This window comes from Sphingomonas sp., assembly GCF_031426035.1.
Lineage (GTDB): Bacteria > Pseudomonadota > Alphaproteobacteria > Sphingomonadales > Sphingomonadaceae > Sphingomicrobium.
Window position 1 is genome coordinate 1 of record NZ_JANPKO010000090.1, and the last position, 20,642, is coordinate 20,642.

At 67.5% G+C, this 20,642-nt stretch carries 17 protein-coding genes; 8 read left to right on the top strand and 9 right to left on the bottom strand.

The window, feature by feature from the left end:
- The 3 genes from RMP08_RS06125 to RMP08_RS06135 all read right to left on the bottom strand — a co-directional run.
- Positions 1-222, bottom strand: a 222-nt coding sequence (locus RMP08_RS06125; protein ID WP_310468109.1) for a twin-arginine translocation signal domain-containing protein, incomplete at its 3' end; no start/stop codon positions are given.
- Positions 223-226: 4 nt separating this feature from the next.
- Positions 227-2,770 carry a TonB-dependent receptor gene (locus tag RMP08_RS06130; protein ID WP_310468110.1) on the bottom strand — a complete coding sequence of 848 codons (2,544 nt, stop codon included), beginning with the start codon at positions 2,768-2,770 and terminating at the stop codon, positions 227-229.
- Positions 2,771-2,890: 120 nt separating this feature from the next.
- Entirely contained in the window at positions 2,891-3,352 is a 462-nt protein-coding gene (locus RMP08_RS06135) for a vgr related protein (RefSeq protein WP_310468111.1), read from the bottom strand.
- A gap of 103 nt (positions 3,353-3,455) precedes the next feature.
- Between RMP08_RS06135 and RMP08_RS06140 the strand changes: the two genes are divergently transcribed.
- From RMP08_RS06140 to mltG, 3 genes are all read left to right on the top strand, one after another.
- A complete protein-coding gene (locus RMP08_RS06140; protein WP_310468112.1) occupies positions 3,456-3,692 on the top strand; it encodes an acyl carrier protein in 237 nt (78 codons plus the stop codon).
- Positions 3,693-3,830: 138 nt separating this feature from the next.
- A complete protein-coding gene (gene fabF / locus RMP08_RS06145; RefSeq protein ID WP_310468113.1) occupies positions 3,831-5,090 on the top strand; it encodes a beta-ketoacyl-ACP synthase II in 1,260 nt (419 codons plus the stop codon).
- Between the two features lie 4 nt (positions 5,091-5,094).
- A complete protein-coding gene (gene mltG, locus RMP08_RS06150; RefSeq protein WP_310468114.1) occupies positions 5,095-6,060 on the top strand; it encodes an endolytic transglycosylase MltG in 966 nt (321 codons plus the stop codon).
- 4 nt (positions 6,061-6,064) lie between these two features.
- Here the strand turns inward: mltG and RMP08_RS06155 are convergent, their stop codons facing one another.
- From RMP08_RS06155 to RMP08_RS06165, 3 genes are all read right to left on the bottom strand, one after another.
- Entirely contained in the window at positions 6,065-6,250 is a 186-nt protein-coding gene (locus RMP08_RS06155; protein WP_310468115.1) for a hypothetical protein, read from the bottom strand.
- Between the two features lie 205 nt (positions 6,251-6,455).
- Complete coding sequence (locus RMP08_RS06160) at positions 6,456-6,743, bottom strand: MarR family winged helix-turn-helix transcriptional regulator (RefSeq protein WP_310468116.1); 288 nt, start codon at positions 6,741-6,743, stop codon at positions 6,456-6,458.
- 138 nt (positions 6,744-6,881) lie between these two features.
- Positions 6,882-8,297 carry a leucyl aminopeptidase family protein gene (locus RMP08_RS06165; RefSeq protein ID WP_310468117.1) on the bottom strand — a complete coding sequence of 472 codons (1,416 nt, stop codon included), beginning with the start codon at positions 8,295-8,297 and terminating at the stop codon, positions 6,882-6,884.
- Positions 8,298-8,394: 97 nt separating this feature from the next.
- On the opposite strand from RMP08_RS06165, the gene RMP08_RS06170 reads away from it, so the two are divergent.
- The gene (locus RMP08_RS06170; RefSeq protein WP_310468118.1) at positions 8,395-8,727 is read left to right on the top strand and encodes a hypothetical protein; all 333 of its coding nucleotides are present in this window, start codon (positions 8,395-8,397) and stop codon (positions 8,725-8,727) included.
- 30 nt (positions 8,728-8,757) lie between these two features.
- Here the strand turns inward: RMP08_RS06170 and RMP08_RS06175 are convergent, their stop codons facing one another.
- The 3 genes from RMP08_RS06175 to RMP08_RS06185 form a co-directional block, all read right to left on the bottom strand.
- On the bottom strand, positions 8,758-9,177 hold the full coding sequence (locus RMP08_RS06175) for an SgcJ/EcaC family oxidoreductase (protein WP_310468119.1): 420 nt from the start codon (positions 9,175-9,177) through the stop codon (positions 8,758-8,760).
- A 127-nt stretch (positions 9,178-9,304) separates the two neighbouring features.
- Positions 9,305-10,663: a 30S ribosomal protein S12 methylthiotransferase RimO gene (rimO, locus tag RMP08_RS06180; RefSeq protein ID WP_310468120.1), complete on the bottom strand. Its 1,359-nt coding sequence runs from the start codon at positions 10,661-10,663 to the stop codon at positions 9,305-9,307.
- Between the two features lie 67 nt (positions 10,664-10,730).
- Positions 10,731-11,540 (bottom strand): potassium channel family protein, encoded by an 810-nt coding sequence (locus RMP08_RS06185; protein ID WP_310468121.1) that lies wholly within the window; start codon positions 11,538-11,540, stop codon positions 10,731-10,733.
- A gap of 136 nt (positions 11,541-11,676) precedes the next feature.
- On the opposite strand from RMP08_RS06185, the gene RMP08_RS06190 reads away from it, so the two are divergent.
- From RMP08_RS06190 to RMP08_RS06205, 4 genes are all read left to right on the top strand, one after another.
- Positions 11,677-12,999: a UDP-glucose/GDP-mannose dehydrogenase family protein gene (locus tag RMP08_RS06190; protein ID WP_310468122.1), complete on the top strand. Its 1,323-nt coding sequence runs from the start codon at positions 11,677-11,679 to the stop codon at positions 12,997-12,999.
- A 179-nt stretch (positions 13,000-13,178) separates the two neighbouring features.
- A complete protein-coding gene (locus tag RMP08_RS06195) occupies positions 13,179-14,369 on the top strand; it encodes a sugar transferase (RefSeq protein WP_310468123.1) in 1,191 nt (396 codons plus the stop codon).
- A gap of 189 nt (positions 14,370-14,558) precedes the next feature.
- Complete coding sequence (locus tag RMP08_RS06200; RefSeq protein WP_310468124.1) at positions 14,559-17,627, top strand: tail fiber protein; 3,069 nt, start codon at positions 14,559-14,561, stop codon at positions 17,625-17,627.
- 129 nt (positions 17,628-17,756) lie between these two features.
- Positions 17,757-20,642, top strand: a 2,886-nt coding sequence (locus tag RMP08_RS06205; protein ID WP_310468125.1) for a calcium-binding protein, incomplete at its 3' end; no start/stop codon positions are given.

Genomic DNA, 20,642 nt, shown 5'->3' on the forward strand with positions numbered 1-20,642 from the left:
AGTCACCTTGTGGCCGGCGGAATTCAGATGGTGCGCGCACCATGCGCCGAACACGCCCGCGCCGATCACCGCGACATGATCCTTGGATCCCATCGGCGCCGCTTTGAGGATGGCGGGCGACAATGCTACGCCGCCCGCTCCAATCGCCGAAGCGGAGAGGAGCGAGCGGCGTGTCAGTCCAGGCAGCGGAGCATCGGGTGGCGTGCCGCTGGCTTTGGTCATCGCGTCAACCGCGCTGGCCCGAGGCCGGCGGCGGCGGCGGCGCGGCGGGCGCCGGGCACACTTCCGTGGCCAGGATCACCGAGCCGTCGGGGCAGGTCTGCGACGCCGGGGCCGGCGGCGGCGGCGGCGGCAGGTCGACTACCGGTTCCACCGGGGCTGCCGGTTCGACCCGGAACGCCTGGCGGATGGTCAGGCCGATCGTGCGCGGCTGGCCGATATTGTAGCCGAGGCGGGCGCGCCCGCCGCGCTCGCGGTCGAACGACAGCTTGGGATTGGCGTCGAACAGATTGTTGGCATAGGCCACCAGTTCGAGCCCGCTGTCCCACTTGAGGCCGGCCGATAGTGTCATCAGATTGTAGCTCGGCAGCTTGAGGTTGACGGTAGTTGCCTCGGTGCCGTCGAGCCCGCCGAACGCCAGATTATGTTCGAAGGTGCGCGGGTTGTTCTCCTGGTCGGCCGGCTGGGTGTAACGGTTGCCGATATGCTGGAAGCTGGTCGACACGTACCATTCGGCGCGGTCATTGAGGCGCTGTCCGTAGGTCGCCGTCGCCGCCATCTGGAACTTCGGCACTGACGGCAGGCGGTTGCCGTCGCGGATACCGGTCGACGTCGCCAACGCGCCCGGCAGGGTCGAGTCGAACTCGGCCTTGAGCAGGCTGCCGGCAAACGACAGGTCGAGCCCCGGAAGCGGGCGCGCGCCAAGCTCGAGCTCGATACCCGTGGTGTGCGCCTTGGGCACGTTGAACACGATGCGCGACGAGCAGCTGCCGGCATCGAGCGTGACCTGGAGGTCCTTGATGCGGGTGTGGAAGGCGGCCGCGTTGACGGTGAATGGGCCCTTTTGATATTTGACGCCCGCTTCGTAGTTCCACAGCGTTTCGTCATCGAACGCGCCCGCGAACGGGCCGAAGATGGCCTCGTCCTCGTCGCTGCACAGCGGCAGGTTGAGCGGGTCGTTGACGCCGCCCAGGCGGAAGCCCTTGGCGGCCTGGACGTTGACGCTCAGATTGCGGTTAGGCTCCCACGTGCCGATCAGGCGCGGTGAGAAGCCGTTCGACTTGGTCTTGTCGCCGATCAGCGTGTCGCCGTTGGAAAACAGGCCGCCCGAGATGAAGTCGCGGGTTTCCTTGAAGTCGTAGTAGCGGCCGCCGCCGGTCAGCTTGAACTGCCCGAAGTCGTAGCTCGCTTCGCCGAAAATCGCCGTCTGCTTGATGTCGTACGGGAGATCGGCATTGTACGGCGAGTCGAGCGGGAAGCCGTTGGCCACCGCCACCGCGGTCCCGGCACCAAAGCGCAGGTCGGTGAATTCATCGTAGCCCGGGGTCGGTAGGCGCTGGGCATAGACCCGCTCGACGTCCGAATAGAAGCCCCCGAGCACCCACTGGAACGGGCCCGAGCCGGTCGATCCAACGCGCAGCTCCTGGGTCCATTGCTTGAGGTCGGTGGTGTCGCGCAAGTTCGACGGCAGCAACACGGCTGCCGGCGCGAACGCCAGGTCGATCGACACCGAGCCGGTCAGCGCCGAGGCGTCGCGGCTGACCAGGATGTCACGGTCGATGTAGCTCGTTACCGAGGTCACTTCGAAGCCGCCGAAGTCCATGCTCGCGGTCAGGTCGGCGAGCAGGGTCTTGTCGCGGAACTTCTCGCGCAGCTTGAGATATTGCGTGCGCCGGCCGAGTGCGCCTGGCGCGGTGAAGTCGTTGGCGTAGAGGTTGAAGATTTCCTCGCGGTTAAAGCCATCGGCGATGACCTTCTGGTAGACAACGCGCGGAGTGATCTTGAGGTCGGGGTGCGGCTGGAACAGCACCGACACGCGGCCGCCGACGCGCTGGCCATCATTGACGTTCTCGCCGCCGGCCGGGCCGATCGCGTCGACAAATCCGGCGTAATGGGTGCCGTAGGCGACGGCGCGGACCGCGATTTTCTCGCCGATCGGCAGGTTGACCGCGCCCTTGGCGTGATAACCCGTATCGCCCCCGGCCATACGGTTGACGTTGCCCTCGAGCAGGCCTTCGATCACTTCCAGCTTGGGCTGGTTGGTGATGTAGCGGATGGTGCCGCCGACCGAGCCGGAACCGAACAGCGTGCCCTGCGGGCCGCGCAGCGTCTCGACGCGGTTCAAGTCGAACAAGTCGAAATCGGGGGTGAACAGCGACAGCGAGACGACGCTTTCGTCGAGGTAGACGCCGACCTGCTCCTTGACGCCCGGCTGGTCGCGGACGATCTGACCCGCCGACACGCCGCGCACCGACACCTGGCTCTGGCCCGGCCCGAGGTTCTGCACCGCGAGGCCGGCGACGTTGCGGCTCAAGTCCTCAAGGGTCTGGGCGTTGGCGCGCTGGATCGACTCTTCGGTCTGGGCATTGATCGAGAACGGCACGTCCTGGACGGTCGAGGCGCGTTTGGTCGCGGTGACGATGATCAGGTCGCTATCGACCTCTTCGCCGGTGTTCGCCGCCTGGGCGACATCCTCCTGCGTGGACTGGGCGAGGGCCGGAGTGGCCAAAGCGAACGCGGCGGTGCCAACGAGCAGAATTGAAGCGCGCATTGTGATTTCCCCCAAGGAAGTCGCGAAACTGTCAAAACTATGCCGGTTTCGATTGGCTATTAAAAGGCGCGCGCGGCGTTTGCGACAATTAGGCAATCATCGTTGCACGTCTGCAACGCTTTACGTTTGGAAGGGCGCGAACGGCAGCAGCGATGGTGGTGGCCGGAGCGGGGGGTTGGCGCCGCGTTGGGCAAGGAAGGCATGGCGGACGATTTCGGCCTGTTGCTCGAGGCCGTAGCGGTCGAACGCGCGGCCATCGGCAAGCGTGTAGCCGTAGCGGCAGAAAGGGTGGCGCATGAGCGGGAGATACAAGCGGCCGCGCGTCTGAGACTGCCAGACGTGGGTCATCTCATGGACGAACAGCCCTTGGCGAAGGAGCGGCTCGGCGGCGAAATCGTCCGACCACAGGTCCCCGTGGGGGTGGAAGTGGAGGTGGCCGGTCGGCGCCATGACCGTGGTGCGGGGCTGGAACGGAAACCATTTGCGCTTGATCAGTCGCACCGGGGCATAATCGATAGCGTCCCCGAACACGCTGCGGGCGAGCGCGACTTCGCTTGGGGTAAGAGGACGGACGTCAGCCATCGGGCGAGAGGTAACGGGTCGCGCGGCCGGGGCAAGCGCGGCCACTTGCCGATGGCCCGACGCGCGGCTAGGGCATCGCAAAATTAAACGGAGGAAAGCCCCCATGAGCGAGACTGCCGATCGGGTGAAAAAGATCGTCGTCGAACATCTCGGCGTCGAGCCGGACAAGGTCACCGAGGAAGCCAGCTTCATCGATGACCTCGGTGCCGACAGCCTCGACATCGTCGAGCTGGTCATGGCGTTCGAGGAAGAGTTCGGGGTCGAGATCCCCGACGACGCCGCGGAAAAGATCACGACCGTCAAGGACGCGATCGAGTTCATCGACCAGAATAAGGGCTAGTCGCCCTGCTCCTTTTGCCCTGAGCCTGTCGAAGGGCTGCCCTTTTTCTTGGCGGGGCGTTTGAGGTAACAGTACAGGGCTTCGACAGGCTCAGCCCCTAAGGGTTTGAGCCTGTCTTGCCGTTTGGAGGCATTTGCGATGCGCCGAGTAGTCGTCACCGGTCTGGGCCTCGTCACGCCGCTCGGGAGCGATGTCGAGACGGTTTGGAGCAATCTGATCGCCGGCAAGAGCGGAATCGGGCCGATCACGCGTTTCGATACCAGCGACCACAAGGCCAAGATTGCGGGCGAGGTAAAGCCCAAGGACCACGAATGGGGCTTCGATCCCGACAAGCGCGTCGACCACAAGGTGCAACGCCAGGTCGATCCGTTCATCGTCTACGCGATCGACGCTGCGGGCCAGGCGCTCGAGGACGCCGGCCTGACCGAGATGGACGACGATCTGAAGGAACGCACTGGCGTGTCGATCGGCTCGGGCATCGGCGGCCTGCCCGGAATCGAAAGCGAATCCCTGGTGCTTGCCGAGCGCGGCCCCGGACGGGTCAGCCCGCACTTCGTCCATGGCCGGCTGATCAACCTGACCAGCGGCCAGGTGTCGATCAAATATGGGCTGATGGGTCCCAACCACTCGGTCGTCACCGCTTGCTCTACCGGCGCGCATTCGATCGGTGATGCCGCCCGGATGATCAAGGACGACGACGCCGACATCATGCTCGCCGGGGGCGCGGAAAGCACGGTCAATCCGTTGGGGGTCGCCGGCTTTGCCCAAGCCAAGGCGCTCAACATGACGTCCAACCACGAGCCGACCAAGGCCAGTCGCCCGTACGACAAGAACCGCGCCGGCTTTGTCATGGGCGAGGGCGCGGGCGTCCTGGTGCTCGAGGAATATGAGCATGCCAAGGCGCGCGGCGCCAAAATCTATGCCGAGGTGGTCGGCTACGGCCTCTCGGGTGACGCCTATCATGTGACCGCGCCGCACCCCGAGGGCAGGGGCGCCGAGCTTGCGATGCGCATGGCCCTCAAGAAGGCCGGCATGAGCCCGGGTGACATCGACTACGTCAATGCCCACGGCACTTCGACCATGGCCGACACAATCGAGCTCGCCGCGGTCAAGCGCGTGCTCGGGCATGATCTCGGCGGAGCGTCGATGAGCAGCACCAAATCGGCGATCGGCCATTTGCTCGGCGGCGCCGGCGCAGTTGAGGCGATCTTCTGCGTACTGGCGATCCGCGACCAGATCGTCCCGCCAACGCTCAACCTCGACGATCCCGACGAGGGCACCGAGGGCGTTGACCTGGTGCCGCACACCGCCCGCAAGCGCGAGGTCAAGGCGGCGCTCAACAACAGCTTCGGCTTCGGCGGCACCAACGCCAGCCTGATCTTGAAGGCGGTCGATTAGGCCGGTGCTGCGCCGCCTGATCCTGATCGCGGCGCTGCTCGGGCTAGTCGCCGGCGGGTTGCTCGGCTGGCTGTATTGGGGACCGGGACCGCTCGCCAAGCCGGCCAGCGTGACCATCGACGAAGGCTCGAGCCTCGGCCACGCCGCCGAAGTGCTGGCCTACTCGGGCGCGGTGACCGGCACCGGCACGACCTTTTACTATTTCGCGCGCCTGCTGGGCGGCGGCGACCCGATCCAGGCCGGCGAATTCGAGATTCCGGCGCGGGCGAGTAATGCGGCGATCCTCGACCTGCTCCAGCACGGCCGCCCCGTGCAGCGCCTGATCACCGTGCCCGAGGGCATGCCGTCGATCCTGGTCCAGGAGAAGGTCGCCGCGGTGGCATACCTGACCGGCGCGGCGCCGCTGCCGCCCGAAGGCAGCGTGCTGCCCGACAGCTACGGCTACGAGCGTGGCGAGCCCCGCGCGGCGGTGATCGGGCGGATGCAGGCGGCGATGACCAGGACGCTCGACGGCCTGTGGGCCAAGCGCAAGCCGACCTGCCCGATCGCGTCGAAGCAGGAGGCTGTAATCCTCGCCTCGATCGTCGAAAAGGAAACCGGCAAGCCGGCCGAGCGGCGCACGGTCGCGGGGGTTTATTGCAACCGCCTCAGGATCGGCATGAAGCTCGATGCCGACCCGACGGTGATCTACCCGATCACCAAAGGGAAACCGCTCGGGCGGCGGATCAGGCGCTCGGAGCTGATGGCGGTGACCGGCTACAACACCTACCGCAGCCTCGGCCTGCCGGCCGGCCCGATCGCCAATCCGGGCCGCGAGAGCATCGCCGCGGTGCTCGACCCGGCGCCGACCAGGGCGATCTATTTCGTCGCCGACGGCACCGGCGGGCATGTGTTTGCGGAAACCTTCACCGAGCACCAGGCCAACGTCAAAAAATGGTATGCGCTGCGCAAGGCGCGCGGGGAGATGTGACGGCTTAGCCGGCGCTTACTGCGTAGCTGGGGACATAGCCGACGCGGCGGTCCTTGCCGGCGTAGCCCCACGCCCAGCCGCGGCTGCTGTCGAGCATCGCAAAGGCAGTGCCGGCGGGGAGGTCGATGATCGCCGCGGCGTCCTTGGCCGCGCCGTCGCGCAGGGTCGCGGGCTTGGCCAGCGTGCGCATCAGCGGCTCGGCGTAGTGCGAAGCGATGACGCGGCCGGCGAGCGCGCAATCGGCGAGGTCGCGGCGGTAGGCGTGATAGGCAGGGTCGGGCGGGTCCGACGGACCGGACAGCGCAAAGCCCTCAGCGGGCGAACGCCGCCTGGCCGATGATCGGCCGGCTGGCGGCGGCGACGCGGTCGCTTTCGCGGAGGTTGCGCTTGAAGCCTTAAAGAAATTCTGCCCCGTTGGAGGTGCGCACGACGAACACGTTGCGGCGGTCGTCCTGATCGCGCTCGCGGCGCAGATAGCCGAGTGCGCCAAGCGTATTCAAGGCGCGGGTGACGACCGGCTTCGACACACCCAGCCCGCGGGCCAGGCCGCGCACGGTATGGGGACCTGGGGTCAGGTATACCATCATCAGCAAGGCCATCTGGCGGTTGGTGAGATCGGGCTCGCCCGAGCGGACGTAGGCGATCAAAGCTCGCATCCAGCCAGACAGAGATTCTTCGCCCATCGGTGAACTCACTCCGTCTCGTCGCGTAACCAATAAACAGGTCACGGCCCGAAATGTTGCAGAGCCGACGCAGGAAAACCGCAGAAAAGGCCGTGAATTGCACCAATATCGCGGCAGTCAGGGGGTGGTCACGCGGCGCTACCTCCGCGGATAGCGCTGCTGGAGCAGAGCGAACACCGCGCGCAGGCCGAGCGCGTCGCCGCCCTTGGGCCGTCCCGGCTTGGGATTGGGGCGCCACGCGAAGGTATCGAGATGGGCCCAGGCGGTGCCCGCCGGAACGAACCGCTTGAGGAACAGAGCGGCGGTGATGCACCCGGCGAACGGCGAGCTGGCGGCGTTGGCGAGATCGGCGACGTCGCTCTTGAGCATTTCGTCATAGCCGTCCCACAGCGGCATCCGCCACAGCGGGTCCTCGACTTCCCTGGCGGCCGCCTCGAGCTCGCCGAGCAGCGCGTCGTCATTGGCGAACAGCGCGGGCAGGTCGGGGCCGAGCGCGACCCGCGCGGCACCGGTCAGCGTCGCGAAATCGATCATCAGCGCGGGCCCCTGCTTATCGCCGGCTCCGTCGCCGGCGCGGGCGAACGCGTCGGCCAGCACCAGCCGCCCCTCGGCATCGGTGTTGTCGATCTCGACGAACAGGCCTTGCCGCGACCGGACGATGTCGCCCGGGCGCAGCGCCGCCGAAGACACCGCATTCTCGACCGCCGGGATGAGCAGATGGAGCCGCACCGCCAATCGCTCGGCGGCGACCAGCCCGGCCAGCGCGAGCGCGTGCGCGGCGCCGCCCATGTCCTTTTTCATCAGCCGCATCCCGGTCGAATTCTTGAGGTCGAGCCCGCCGCTGTCGAAGCACACGCCCTTGCCGACGATCGCGACGCGGGGGTGCTTGGGGTCGCCCCATTCGACCTCGATCAGGCGCGGGGCGCGCTCCTTCGACGCGGCTGCGCCGACCGCCGCGATCAGCGGATAGCCCTTGTCGAGCTCGGCCCCGCTGGTGACACGGACCTCACCGCCGAAGTTTTTGGCGTGGGCGCGCACCGCCGCCTCGAGCTCGGCCGGGCCGAGGTCGCCGGCGGGAGTGTCGACCAAGTCGCGGACCAGCGCGGTCGCCTCGGCCAGGCGAACCATCGGGTCGATCTCGGCGGCCTTGCCCGTGACCAGCACGCGCGAACCGGGCTCGGGGTCTTTCTTCTTGGCGCGATAGGCGTCGAGCCGGTGCTGCGCGAGCAGCCAGCCGAGCGCCGCCTTGCCCGGCTCGCGGTTGGCCAAACGATAGGTGCCTTCGGGCACGGTCTCGCCAAGCTTGGCCAGGCACCACGGCGACAAAGCGGCGGTGTTGGCGACCGCGGCGACCACCTCGAACGCGCCGCCGGGGCGCGGCAACAGGACGCTGGCGTAGCCGGTCTTGCCGTCGAAGCGGTGCGCGGCGAGCAAAGCGCGGTCGTCAGCGCTGCGCGCCTTGGCCCAGGCCGCGAAACTGTCCTTGTCGACGAGGTGGATGGTACGCGCTTGTTGCCCGCGGTCGGCGATCAGGAGGGCGGCGAAGTCGGTCATGGCCAAGGCCTTAGCCGAGCCGCCGGCGATGCGACAGACGGTTGCGCGGCGGCGGATTTGGCCGCACCATCGCCGCGCTCAATAAGGCGAGGTCGCGATGAAGCGCAGTGCAGCGTTGGTGGTGGCGATCGGCGCGACGGCGCTTAGCGGCTGCGTCGCCGCACTGGCCGTCAGCGCCGCTGACATGGCAATTCGCAGCGCGCAAGGACCGGTGGTCAGCAACGAACATCTCAAACCGCAAGCCGAGGCGGCATGTGGCGCGCGGGCGGCGCCGCACGGCGTGGTCAAGGTGATCGACGTCGAGCAACGCTCGGTGAACAAGATCGTGGTGTGGGGAACCGCCGGAAGCGGGGCCGAGCGGCGCTCGTTCGAATGCCATTACACGACCCATATCACCCGCTTCACGCTGCGCGAGATCAAGCCGCGCTGAGCGGCGAATGGTCTCGACCGGCCGATCCGGTCAGCGGACTGGAGCGACGCGGGCGCTGTTGTGGAAGGCGCTCAGCAGCCACCGTCCGCGCTGTTTGACATAAAGCCGGGTGCTGAACTCGGGGTGCGGCGGCAGGAGCTGCCCCGCCTCGTCGAGCATGCCGCTGATTTCATGCGTGACATGGACCACCGCGATGTCCGGGCGGACAAAGCGGATGTGGGTCTCGAGCGGCCGCAGCGAGGCGTTCTTGAGCGGGCCGGAGAAGCGCGTGCGGCGCGATTCGACATAGGCGTGAGGACTTCGCGTCCAGCGCCCGACGACGGTGACGAAATCGGCGTCGGGCGCGGACAGTGCGATCAGCGCGGCATCGTCGCGGGTGTTGAACGCCGTGGTCATCGCCAGCACCGACTGGCGGATCGCCGCTTCGTCGCCGGCGGTGGGCGTCGGCACCGTGGCGCATGCGCTTGCTGTCAGCACGATTGCCGCAAGCGCTATCCGGGCACAGCGGGGGAGGGACATGTCGGCGGCCTCCTGCGGGTCGCACTGGCATAGGAGCGCCCGGCGGCGGGATGCAAGGCTAGGCCGGGACTCCGAACAAATCATGCTCGTCGCTGTCCTCGACGTGCACTGACAAGATGTCGCCAAGGGCGAGATGGCCGGCGTCGCGAAGGTGGACTTCGCCGTCGATCTCGGGGGCGTCGGCCTTGCTGCGGCCGGTCGCGCCCTCGCCAGCGACGGTATCGATCAGCACGTCAATCGTCTTGCCCACTTTCGCTGCCAGTTTCTCGGCCGAGATGCGCGCGGTGAGCTCCATCAGGCGGGCGTAGCGCTCCTCCTTGAGTTCCTCCGGCACCTGGTCGGGCAGCGCGTTGGCGGCGGCCCCGGCGACCGGCTCGAAGCGGAACGCGCCGACGCGGTCGAGCTGGGCGTCTTCCAGCCAGCGCATCAGATAGTCGAAATCCTCCTCGGTCTCGCCGGGGAAGCCGACCACGAAGGTCGAGCGGATGGCGATCTCGGGGCACACTTCGCGCCAGCCGGCGATGCGCTCGAGCACGCGGGCATCGTTGGCCGGGCGGCGCATCGAGCGCAGGATTTTGGGCGACGCATGCTGGAACGGAATGTCGAGGTACGGCAGCACCAGCCCCTCGGCCATCAGTGGGATGACATGATCGACGTGGGGGTAGGGGTAGACGTAGTGGAGGCGGACCCACGGGGTGGCGCCGTCGGGGGTCTTGAGCGAGCCCAGCTCGCGCGCCAAATCGGTCATGTGGGCGCGCACGCCCTGCCCCTTCCACGGCCATTCGGCGAATTTGAGATCGACGCCGTAGGCCGAGGTGTCCTGGCTGATGACCAGCAGCTCCCTGGTCCCCGCGGCGACCAGTTTCTCGGCTTCGCGCAGGATCGCGTCGGGGCGGCGGCTGACCAGGTCGCCGCGGATCGCGGGGATGATGCAGAACGCGCAGCGGTGGTTGCAGCCCTCGGAAATCTTGACGTAGCTGTAGTGGCGCGGGGTCAGCTTGAGCCCGGCGCCGGGTTCGGCCTGCGGCACCAAGTCGAGGTAAGGCGACGGAATTGTCGGCGCCGCTTCGTGGACCGCGGCGACCACCGCCTCATATTGCTGCGGCCCGGTGATCGCGAGCACCTGCGGGAAGCGGGCGCGGATGACCTCGGCCTCGCGCCCCATGCAGCCGGTGACGACCACCCGGCCGTTTTCGGCGATCGCCTCGCCGATCGCCTCGAGGCTCTCCTCCTTGGCCGAATCGAGGAAGCCGCAGGTGTTGACCAGCACCACGTCGGCGCCGGCATAATCGGGCGACATGTCATAGCCGTCGGCGCGCAATTTGGTCAGGATCCGCTCGCTGTCGACCAATGCCTTGGGACAGCCGAGCGAGACCAGCCCGACGCGCGGGGGCTTGGGGAGAGTGAGCGTTTCCATCGGAAGGCCGGCCCCATAGCGCGGATGTGGGGCGAAATCGAGGCGCTCGGTTTGGTTTAGGCGGCGGCTAGGCGGCGGCGGCGGTGCCGGGGCGGGCGGCCTGGGCGAGCAGGCGGCCGGCGACCATGATCGGGTTGATCACCTGGTCGGCGCCGGCGTGGCGGGCGATGTCTTCATTGTCGAGCGCGCCGATGGTCACCGCGATCGGCACCTTGGGGGCGAGCGCGCGCGCGGTCAGCACGATCAGGATCGACGTGTCGTCGCGCCCGGCCGAGATGATCATCGCGGCGGCGCGCTCGATGTGCACCGCTTTGAGCAGATCGTCGCTGCTGGCATCGCCCTGGAGCACCGCGGCGCCGAGCTCGCGGGCGGCGGCGCAGGCGTCTTCCTTGCAGTCGATTACCACCAGCCGCGACGGGTCGACGCCGCCCGCGACCAGCTCGGCGGTCGCCGCGCTGCCATGCCGGCCGAACCCGGCGACGACGATGTGATCGCACAGTTTCTTCTGGATCCGTCGCATCCTGAGGCGCTCCCAGCTGCGCTTGAACAACATGTCGAACGCGGTGCCAAGGAAGATCAGCCACAGGAACAGGCGGATAGGGGTGATCAGGAAGGCGTCGATCAGCCGCGCGCGCTCGCTAACCGGGACGATGTCGCCATAGCCGACGGTGGTGATGGTGATCATGGTGAAATAGATCACTTCGGGGAAGGTCAGCTCGCCGTCGATTTGGTCGCGCAAGCCGTCGCGGTCGAACCACAGCAAGGCGAAGGCGGTCAGCAGCAACGCCCCGGCCAGCGCGGCGCGAACCCCGAGCGTGCGCCATGGGCTGCCCGAAGAGCGGCGCGAAAGGGTCGGGGTCGAACTCGTCTGAACCACCTTGAGCTCCTCGCCGCCGGGCTGATTACCGCCTGACTGAACGGCTGGCCATGCCGAGGGTTGCTGGCTAAACGCGCGGCTCGCGTCGGTTCCCGGCGCTGTCCTTCGGCACGCCGCCTGGTCGGGAGTTTTTGGCATGCGCATCGCGATGATCGGCACCGGCTATGTCGGCCTGGTGTCGGGCGCCTGTTTCGCCGATTTCGGCCACCAGATCATTTGCGTCGACAAGGACGAGGGCAAGATCGCCGCGCTCAAGGCCGGCAAGATGCCGATCTGGGAGCCCGGGCTGGAGGGGCTGGTGGCGGCCAATGTCGCGCGCGGCCGGCTCAAGTTCACCACCGACCTGGCCGAGGGCGTGGCGGGCGCCGAAGCGGTGTTCATCGCGGTCGGCACTCCGGCGCGGCGCGGCGACGGGCATGCCGACCTGACCTTCGTGTTCGAGGCGGTGCGCGAGCTGGCCAAGGTGCTCGACCGGCCGACGGTGGTGATCACCAAGTCGACCGTCCCGGTCGGCACCGGCGACAAGATCGCGGCGATCCTGGCGGAGGAAGGCGCGCCGGCGGGCACCACCGTTGCCTCCAACCCCGAATTCCTGCGCGAAGGCGCGGCGATCGCCGACTTCAAGCACCCCGACCGCATCGTGGTCGGCGCCGACGACGACCGCGCCCGCCACATCCTCAAGGAAATCTACCGCCCGTTGTTCCTCAACAAGGCGCCGATCCTGTTCACCGGGCGGCGCACCGCCGAGCTGACCAAATACGCCGCCAACGCGTTCCTCGCGGTCAAGATCAGCTTCATCAACGAGATCGCCGATTTGTGCGAGGCGGTCGACGCCGACGTCCAGGAGGTCGCGCGCGGGATCGGCCTCGACAACCGCATCGGCTCGAAGTTTCTGCACCCCGGCCCCGGCTATGGCGGCAGCTGCTTTCCCAAGGACACGCTCGCGCTGCTCCACACCGCACGCGAGGCGGGGGTCGAGCAGCGCATCGTGCGCACCACGGTCGAGGTCAACGACGCGCGCAAGGCGAGCATGGCGGGGCGGGTCGCCGCGGCGCTCGGCGGCGAGCTGGCCGGCAAGCGCATCGGCGTGCTCGGCCTCGCGTTCAAGCCCAACACCGACGACATGCGCGACTCGCCGTCGATCCCGCTGATCACGGCGCTGCTCGAGGGCGGGGCGAGCGTCCACGCCTTCGATCCGGCCGCGCGCGAGCAGGCCGAGCCGCTTCTGCCGGGGGCCGAGTTCGCCGACGATCCGAACGCCGTCGCCGAAGGAGCCGACGCCCTCGTCATCGTCACCGAGTGGGACGAGTTCCGCGCGCTCGACCTGGTCGGCCTGGCACAGCGGATGCGCGGCGACGTGCTGGTGGACTTGCGCAACGTCTACGACCGCGAGGAAGCCGAAGAAGCCAAGCTGCGCTATTTTGGGCTCGGCAGGCCCGGCCCGTCCGCCCAAGAATAGCAGCGTAACCGCGCGCCAAGCCCGTTTACTTCAACCGCAGATTTCAATTTACTTGCGGGTGATTTGCTTTGGGTTAATGTAATGGCGTGCGGTACGACCTAGTTCTTGCGAATAGAAACAAGCGTCCGCTTATTAGCCGGCGGCGCTTTCAACTGGCCGGTGCGCTGCTGTTCGGCGCCTTGCTGCCGTATGTTGCGCGGGCCTATCTTTCGCCCGAATTCGCCAAGTGGATGCTGCCCGGCAACAATGCCCTGATCGCCAACGCGGCGGCGGTCATCCTGGCGATGTGGGCGCGGCTATCGATCGAGACCTATCCCGGGATTCGCTCGAGCTATGTGATCTTCCCGGTGGCGCTTGCGGCACACGGCGTCGCGGTGGCGTTTTTCCTGCTCACGCGCCTGCCCTACGACCGCGTCATCCTGCTCTCCGGGTTTGGGCTCCACGTGGCGTGGAATTATTTCGCCTTTCTATACGGCGAGCGGCGCATCCGCCGGCGCATCGCGATTGTCCCGTACGGGGCGATCGAAGCGCTCGAGCGGATCGAGACGATCGAGTGGCGGGTGCTTGAGCGCCCGTTGCTGTCCGACACCGCCGGCTGCCACGCCATTGTCGCCGACTTCTCCGCCGCCTTGCCCGACGAGTGGGAGGCGTTCCTCGCCGACGCCGCGCTGGACGGGCGGATAGTCTACCAGGTCAAGCAATTGTCGGAGTCGCTGACCGGCCGGGTCGAGCTCGGCCATTTGTCCGAGAACAGCTTCGGCTCGCTGGTTCCGGCGCGCGGCTATTTCCACTTCAAGACGCTGCTCGACACCATGCTGGCCGTGGCGGTGCTGCCGCTGGTGCTGCCGGTGATGGCGGTCGGGGCGCTCGCAATATGGATCGAAGGCGGCGGCCCGGTGCTGTTCCGCCAGGCCCGCGTCGGCCACGCCGGGCACCCGATCACGGTCTACAAGTTCCGCACCATGCGCGGGGGCGACCGCGGCGATCAGCGCGCCGCCGCGATGACGCAGGCGGACGACGAGCGCATAACCCGCGTCGGCGCCTATTTGCGGCGCCTGCGGATCGACGAGCTGCCGCAGATCTTCAACGTGTTGAAGTTGGAAATGAGCTGGATCGGGCCGCGGCCGGAAGCGGAAATTCTGTCTCAATGGTACACCGGGGAGCTGCCCTTCTATCGCTACCGGCATGTCGTCAAACCCGGCATTTCGGGCTGGGCCCAGATCAACCAGGGCCATGTCGCCGAGGTCGCCGACGTCCACCGCAAGCTCCAGTACGACTTTTATTACATCAAATATTTTTCGCCCTGGCTCGACCTCCTGATCGTCCTTCGAACGGTCAAGACGATGCTGACCGGGTTCGGCGCGCGCTAGGCGTGGCAACGGAAGCGCCGGCGCTCGGCTCACCGCCGTGGCGCGGTCCGCCAGTCCTGATGGTCCGCACAGCCCCGCCGTCCCCGATCCGGGCGAGGCGGGCCAAGTCACTATACAAATTGACGAACCGGTGCTTGCATGGGTCCGGGCCGGCGAGTCGCGCCGGCGCTGACTCCCGGGGGGGACGAGATGCCGACGCCGATTGACAATCTCCAGCCGTCGCTCGCGATCACCGAAGCGATCGTCATCGCCGGCGCCTTCCCGTCGGCCAGCGGCGGCACGCCGTCGAGCATCGGGGCAATCCGGCACTTCGCGTTCAATTTCACGCCCGGCGGCACCGACCAGACCGACGGCGCGCTGCTTGCGATCACCGAGGAGAATTCGGCGCTGTTCTCGCTGCTCGGCACGACCTACGGCGGCGACGGCGAGAATAATTTCGCCTTGCCCGACTTCGACGGCCGGCTGTCGGTCGGCACCGGCCAGGGCCCCGGCCTCACCGACCGCGGCCAGGGCGAGATGTTCGGCAGTGACGACTTGTTCCTCGTCCGCCCCAACATGCTGGCCAATCTCGGCGGCAGCTCGGACCCGTTCGATAATTGCGCCCCGTCGCTCGCCGCGCGCTTTGTCATCAACGTCGCCGGCACCTACAACGCGGGGCTGCTCGGCGATCTCGGCATGGTGTGGGAGTTCGCCGGCCAGAACCCGCCCGGCGGCACCGTCGAGTGCAACGGCCAACTGCTGCTGATCTCCGAATATGATGCCTTGTTCTCGCTGATCGGGACGACCTACGGCGGTGACGGCGAAACCACCTTCGCGGTGCCCGACCTGCGCGGGCGGACGATCGTCGGCTCGACCACCGGCGCCGATCTCGGCACCGGCTTCGGCAATGAGGGGCTGATCGTCGGCGGGACCAATCTGCCGGGCGAGATGGGCGGCGCCGCTGCGCCGCTCGACAACCACGGCCCGTCGCTGGTGCTCAACTACATGATCGCCATCACCGGCGTGTTCCCTTCGCCCAGCGGAACCGAGCTGGATCCCAGCGTGCCGGTGCTCGGCGAGATCGTCGCCTCCGCCACGGGGCAGATCCCGCGCGGCTTCCTCGCCTGCCACGGCCAATTGCTACCGATCAACCAAAACCAGGCGTTGTTCGCATTGCTCGGCACCACCTACGGCGGCAATGGCCAGACCACCTTCGCTCTGCCCGACCTGCGCGGCCGCGCGCTGGTCGGCGCCAACGAAGAGATACCGCTCGGGACCATCTCCGGCTCGACCACGATCACCCTGACGCTCGACAATATTCCCGATCTCGCGGTGACCGGGACCGACTCCGCCAATGCGCTGTTCGGCGCCAACGAGGGCGACTCGCTCGCCGGGCTGGGCGGCGACGACACGCTGACCGCCTACCTCGGTAACGATTATCTCGACGGCGGCGGCGGCGACGACACCATGCGCGGCGGCGGCGGCGACGATTATTATGTCGCCGATTCCAACGCCGACGTGGTCGAGGAGAATGCCGGCGAGGGCAACGACACGGTCGCCACCGCGCTCGAAGTGTTCAGCATCGGCGGCTTCGCCAACGTCGAGAATCTCACCGGCACCGGAAGCCTCGACCAGGAGCTCACCGGCAACAACGGCAACAACCGCATCGACGGCGGCCTCGGGGCCGATCTGATGGAAGGCAGCCTCGGCGACGACACCTACATCGTCGACAATGTCGGCGACCGTCCCAGCGAGAGCGCGGGATGGGGCAGCGACAGCGTGTTGAGCTCGGTCAACTTCACCCTCGGCGCCGAAATCGAGAATCTGACGCTGACCGGGGCGGCGGTCTACGCCACCGGCAACGAGCTCGCCAATCAAATCACGGGCAATGCCGCGAACAACGTGCTCAGCGGCCGCGCCGGCAATGACACATTGTTCGGCGGGGAGGGTGCCGACGCGCTCGACGGCGGCAGCGGCGATGACCTCCTCAACGGCGGCAACGGCCTCGACGTGGCGAACTATTCGGCGGCGACCGCAGCGGTCAGCGTCGACCTGGCACTGGCGGGCGCGCAGAACACGCTCGGCGCGGGGATCGACACGCTGGTTGCGATCGAGAATTTGATCGGCTCGGGCTTCGCCGACACGCTGGCCGGCAACGCCTTCGCCAACACGCTCAACGGCTACCTCGGCAACGACATCCTGCGCGGTGCCGCGGGCAATGACACATTGCTCGGCGGCGAGGGCGCCGACGCGCTCGACGGCGGGCTTGGGAATGACGTGCTTAACGGCGGCAACGGCATCGACGTCGCGAACTATTCGGCGGCGAGCGCGGCGGTGACGGTCAACCTGGCGCTGGCGGGGGCGCAGAACACCATCGGCGCCGGCAGCGATGCGTTGACCGCGGTCGAGAATTTGATCGGCTCGGGCTTCGCCGACACGTTGACCGGCAACGGCGGCGCCAACAGCCTCAACGGCTATCTCGGCAACGACATCCTGCGCGGCGCCGACGGCAATGACACATTGCTCGGCGGGGACGGCGCCGACGCGCTCGACGGCGGGCTCGGCAACGACGTCTTGAACGGCGGCAACGGCGTCGACGTCGCCAACTATTTGACGGCGAGCGCGGCGGTCACGGTCAACCTGGCGCTGGCGGGGGCGCAGAATACGATCGGCGCCGGCAGCGACGCGCTGACCGCGGTCGAAAATCTGATCGGCTCGGCGTTCGCCGACACGTTGTCCGGCAACGCGTCCGCCAACAGCCTCAACGGCTATCTCGGCGACGACACCCTCACCGGAGGCGGCGGCAACGACACGCTGATCGGCGGCGCGGGGCAGGACAGCTTCCGCTTCGACACTGCGCTCGACGCCGCCGCCAACGTCGACGTGCTGAGCGACTTTTCCTCGGCCGACGACACCGTCCTGTTGTCGACCGCGGTGTTCACCGGCATCGCGGCGGGGACGCTGAGCGCGGCGGCATTCCAGCTCGGCACCGCCGCCAACGACGCTGGCGACCGCATCGTCTACGACAGCGCGACGGGGCGCATCTACTACGACGCCGACGGCAATGGCGCCGGCGCGCAGGTGCTGTTCGCGCGGGTCGCCGCAGGCACCGCGCTGACCGCCGACGACTTCGTCGCGCAGGCCCCGGCGGCCGAAGCACCGAAGGTCGACCCCCCCGAACCCGCGGTGTGGCGCGCCGGCTTGGCCGCCGGCGATGCGTTCGGCACGATGACGGCGGGCGAGCGCCCGTCCCAGCCACTCGATTATCTGTTCGCCTGAGCCGCCCCGGGCGCGCGCGACCGGATCGGGGAGCTGGCGCGGCGACAGTGGGACATCCACCTAAATCCATCGCTGGCCGCCCTTTTTGGATACTGGTAAGGTTGCCCTGAACGGGTGGGGAGCGCTGCGATGGCGAGGACACGGCGGGCGATTGTCGACCAGGACAATTCGTGGATCATCCGCGAAGAGCTCGAGCTCAACCCCGATAGCCCGACCGCGCCGCAAGACGACTTCACGATCATCGACACCTTCGCGATCCATTCGGTCGGCGACGTGGTGTATACCCAGATCGTGATCTGGGGCGTCGGGCTGATCTCGTTCGGACCGATCACGGCGGCGCAAACCGCCTTCATGCAGACCATCGCGACCAATGACGATCTGGCTGGATTCCCCGGCGACTACGTCGCGTTCGACTATTCGGGCGACCAGCTGACCCTGCTCGAATATGGCGTCAAGGACGACGAATTCTACGTATTCTCCGCGAACGGCCCGCGGGTCGACATCACGCCCAACGCGATCAACATCAGCGGGGACCTTGAGACCTCCTTCACCGGCTATGATTTCGGCGGCGTTCAATCCGGCAGCCTGACCGAGTTGTTCCTCGGCGACCTCGAGGTGGTGGAGGGCGGCGGGGCCGCCGATACGCTGACCGGCAACGATGAGCCCGAGTCGCTGATCGGGCTGGCCGGCAACGACCGGCTGATTGGCAACGGCGGCGGCGACCGGCTCACCGGCGGCTTCGGCGAAGACCTGCTTGAGGGCGGCGCCGGGGATGACCGGCTGTACGGCAACGAGGATGCCGACGAATTGTTCGGCGGAAGCGGTGACGACTGGCTGTTCGGCGGTGCCGGCAACGACGTGCTGGCCCCTGGCGAGGGGAACGATTACGTCGAGGGCGGGGCCGGCATCGACCAATTGGCGATCGATTATAGCGCATCGCCCACGGCGGCCTACTTCACCTTCAATCCACTGGCCTTCGTGTCCGTCCCCGGCATCTCGGTGAGCGTGCTGGATGTCGAGGCGGCGCGGGTCCACGGCAGCCAGTTCGCCGACGTCATCATCGGCACCGAATCGGGCGACGCGCTGTTCGGCGGCGGCGGCAACGACCTGTTGCGCGGCGGCGCGGGCAACGATCTGCTCGATGGCGGAACAGCCGGGGCCACGGCGCAGGCCACCATCACCCTCGCCGGCGACGCCCTCGCGACCGCCGTCCCGATCGACCACTTCTTCGCGCTCAACGGCAACGTCAATATCGCGGGGGCCACGTCGGTGCCGCACGCGTCGCTCCGCGTGGATGTCCAGACCGACCCGTTCGAGTTCGACCAGGACACCAGCCGATACCTCTCGTTCGATGTCCCGGCGGGCGGCGGCAACCTCACCGTCGACGTCGACGGCACCGCGTTCGGGGTCGACACCTTGGTCAGGATCTATGACTCCAACGGCATCGAAGTCGCAGTCAACGACGACGGTGACTATTCCGGTTACGACCCCGGCCCGTTCGATCCCGGCAGCCAGAACCCCGCGGACAGCCTGCTCCATTTTACCCTTGCCGCGGGCGGCACCTATTTCCTGCAAATCCGTTCGCTGGTCACGCTGGACAACCATAACTCGTCGTTTACCGTCCACGTCTCGCTCGACACGGCCACGGTTCCCGACGGCAACATCCTCGAAGGCGGGGCCGGCAACGACACCTATTTCGTCAACGACATCGCCGACATCGTGATCGAGGACGCGGACGCCGGAATCGATAGCGTGGTCAGCTCGGTGACTCATGACCTCGCGGCGAACGTCGAAAATCTGACGATGACCGGCTCGGCCGCGATCGAATGCTATGGCAATGATCTTGCCAACACGATCACCGGCAATAGTGCCAATAATTTCCTGTCGGGCGGGGCCAACAACGACATCCTGAGGGGGGGTCTCGGCGCGGATGCCTTGTTCGGCGGGGAGGGCGCTGACGCGCTCGATGGCGGCGGCGGCAACGATGGCCTGTCCGGCGGCAACGGCATCGACGTTGTGAATTACGCCGCCGCCACGGCCGGGGTTCGCGTCAACCTTGGGGTGATCGGCGTCGCTCAAGACACGCTCGGCGCCGGCAGCGACACGCTGACCGGCATCGAGAACGCGATCGGCTCCAACTTCGCCGACACGCTGACCGGCAATACCGACGCCAACAGCCTCAACGGCTTTGGCGGCAACGACATCATCTACGGCGGCGCCGGAAACGACAGCCTGATCGGCGGCGAGGGCAATGACGCGCTCGACGGCGGGGTCGGCAACGACGTGGTCAACGGCGGCAACGGGGTCGACGGCGCGACCTACGCCGCTGCCGCGGCGGCGGTCAGCGTCAATCTCGCACTGGGCGCGCAGAACACGCTCGGCGCTGGGATCGACACGCTGGTTGCGATCGAGAATCTCACCGGATCGGCATTCGCCGACACGCTGACCGGCAATACAGACGCCAACAGCCTCAACGGCTTTGGCGGCAACGACATCATCTACGGCGGCGCCGGCAACGACAGCCTGATCGGGGGCGAGGGCAATGACGCGCTCGACGGCGGGGTCGGCAACGACGTGGTCAACGGCGGCAACGGCGTCGACGGCGCGACCTACGCCGCTGCCGCGGCGGCGGTCAGCGTCAATCTCGCATTGGCCGGCGCGCAGAACACGCTCGGCGCTGGGATCGACACGTTGGTTGCGATCGAGAACCTCACCGGCTCGGGCTTCGCCGACACGCTCACCGGCAATGCGTCCGCCAACACGCTCAACGGCTATCTCGGCAACGACATCCTGCGCGGCGCCGACGGCAACGACACATTGCTCGGCGGCGAAGGCGCCGACGCGCTCGACGGCGGTGTCGGCAACGACGTGCTCAACGGCGGCAACGGCGTCGACGTCGCAACTTATTCGGCGGCGGGCGCGGCGGTCAGCGTCAACCTCGCCATCGCCGCCGCGCAGAACACGATCGGTGCCGGGCTCGACACCATCACCGCGGTCGAGAATTTGATCGGCTCG

Excerpts from the sequence above, each read along its gene's own strand:
- RMP08_RS06200 (WP_310468124.1), top strand. The coding sequence starts at position 14,559 with ATGCCGACGCCGATTGACAATCTCCAGCCGTCGCTCGCGATCACCGAA.
- rimO (WP_310468120.1), bottom strand. The coding sequence starts at position 10,663 with ATGGAAACGCTCACTCTCCCCAAGCCCCCGCGCGTCGGGCTGGTCTCG.
- RMP08_RS06190 (WP_310468122.1), top strand. The coding sequence starts at position 11,677 with ATGCGCATCGCGATGATCGGCACCGGCTATGTCGGCCTGGTGTCGGGC.
- RMP08_RS06170 (WP_310468118.1), top strand. The coding sequence starts at position 8,395 with ATGAAGCGCAGTGCAGCGTTGGTGGTGGCGATCGGCGCGACGGCGCTT.
- fabF (WP_310468113.1), top strand. The coding sequence starts at position 3,831 with ATGCGCCGAGTAGTCGTCACCGGTCTGGGCCTCGTCACGCCGCTCGGG.
- RMP08_RS06155 (WP_310468115.1), bottom strand. The coding sequence starts at position 6,250 with ATGCGCACGCTGGCCAAGCCCGCGACCCTGCGCGACGGCGCGGCCAAG.
- RMP08_RS06160 (WP_310468116.1), bottom strand. The coding sequence starts at position 6,743 with ATGGGCGAAGAATCTCTGTCTGGCTGGATGCGAGCTTTGATCGCCTAC.
- RMP08_RS06165 (WP_310468117.1), bottom strand. The coding sequence starts at position 8,297 with ATGACCGACTTCGCCGCCCTCCTGATCGCCGACCGCGGGCAACAAGCG.
- RMP08_RS06130 (WP_310468110.1), bottom strand. The coding sequence starts at position 2,770 with ATGCGCGCTTCAATTCTGCTCGTTGGCACCGCCGCGTTCGCTTTGGCC.
- RMP08_RS06135 (WP_310468111.1), bottom strand. The coding sequence starts at position 3,352 with ATGGCTGACGTCCGTCCTCTTACCCCAAGCGAAGTCGCGCTCGCCCGC.
- RMP08_RS06140 (WP_310468112.1), top strand. The coding sequence starts at position 3,456 with ATGAGCGAGACTGCCGATCGGGTGAAAAAGATCGTCGTCGAACATCTC.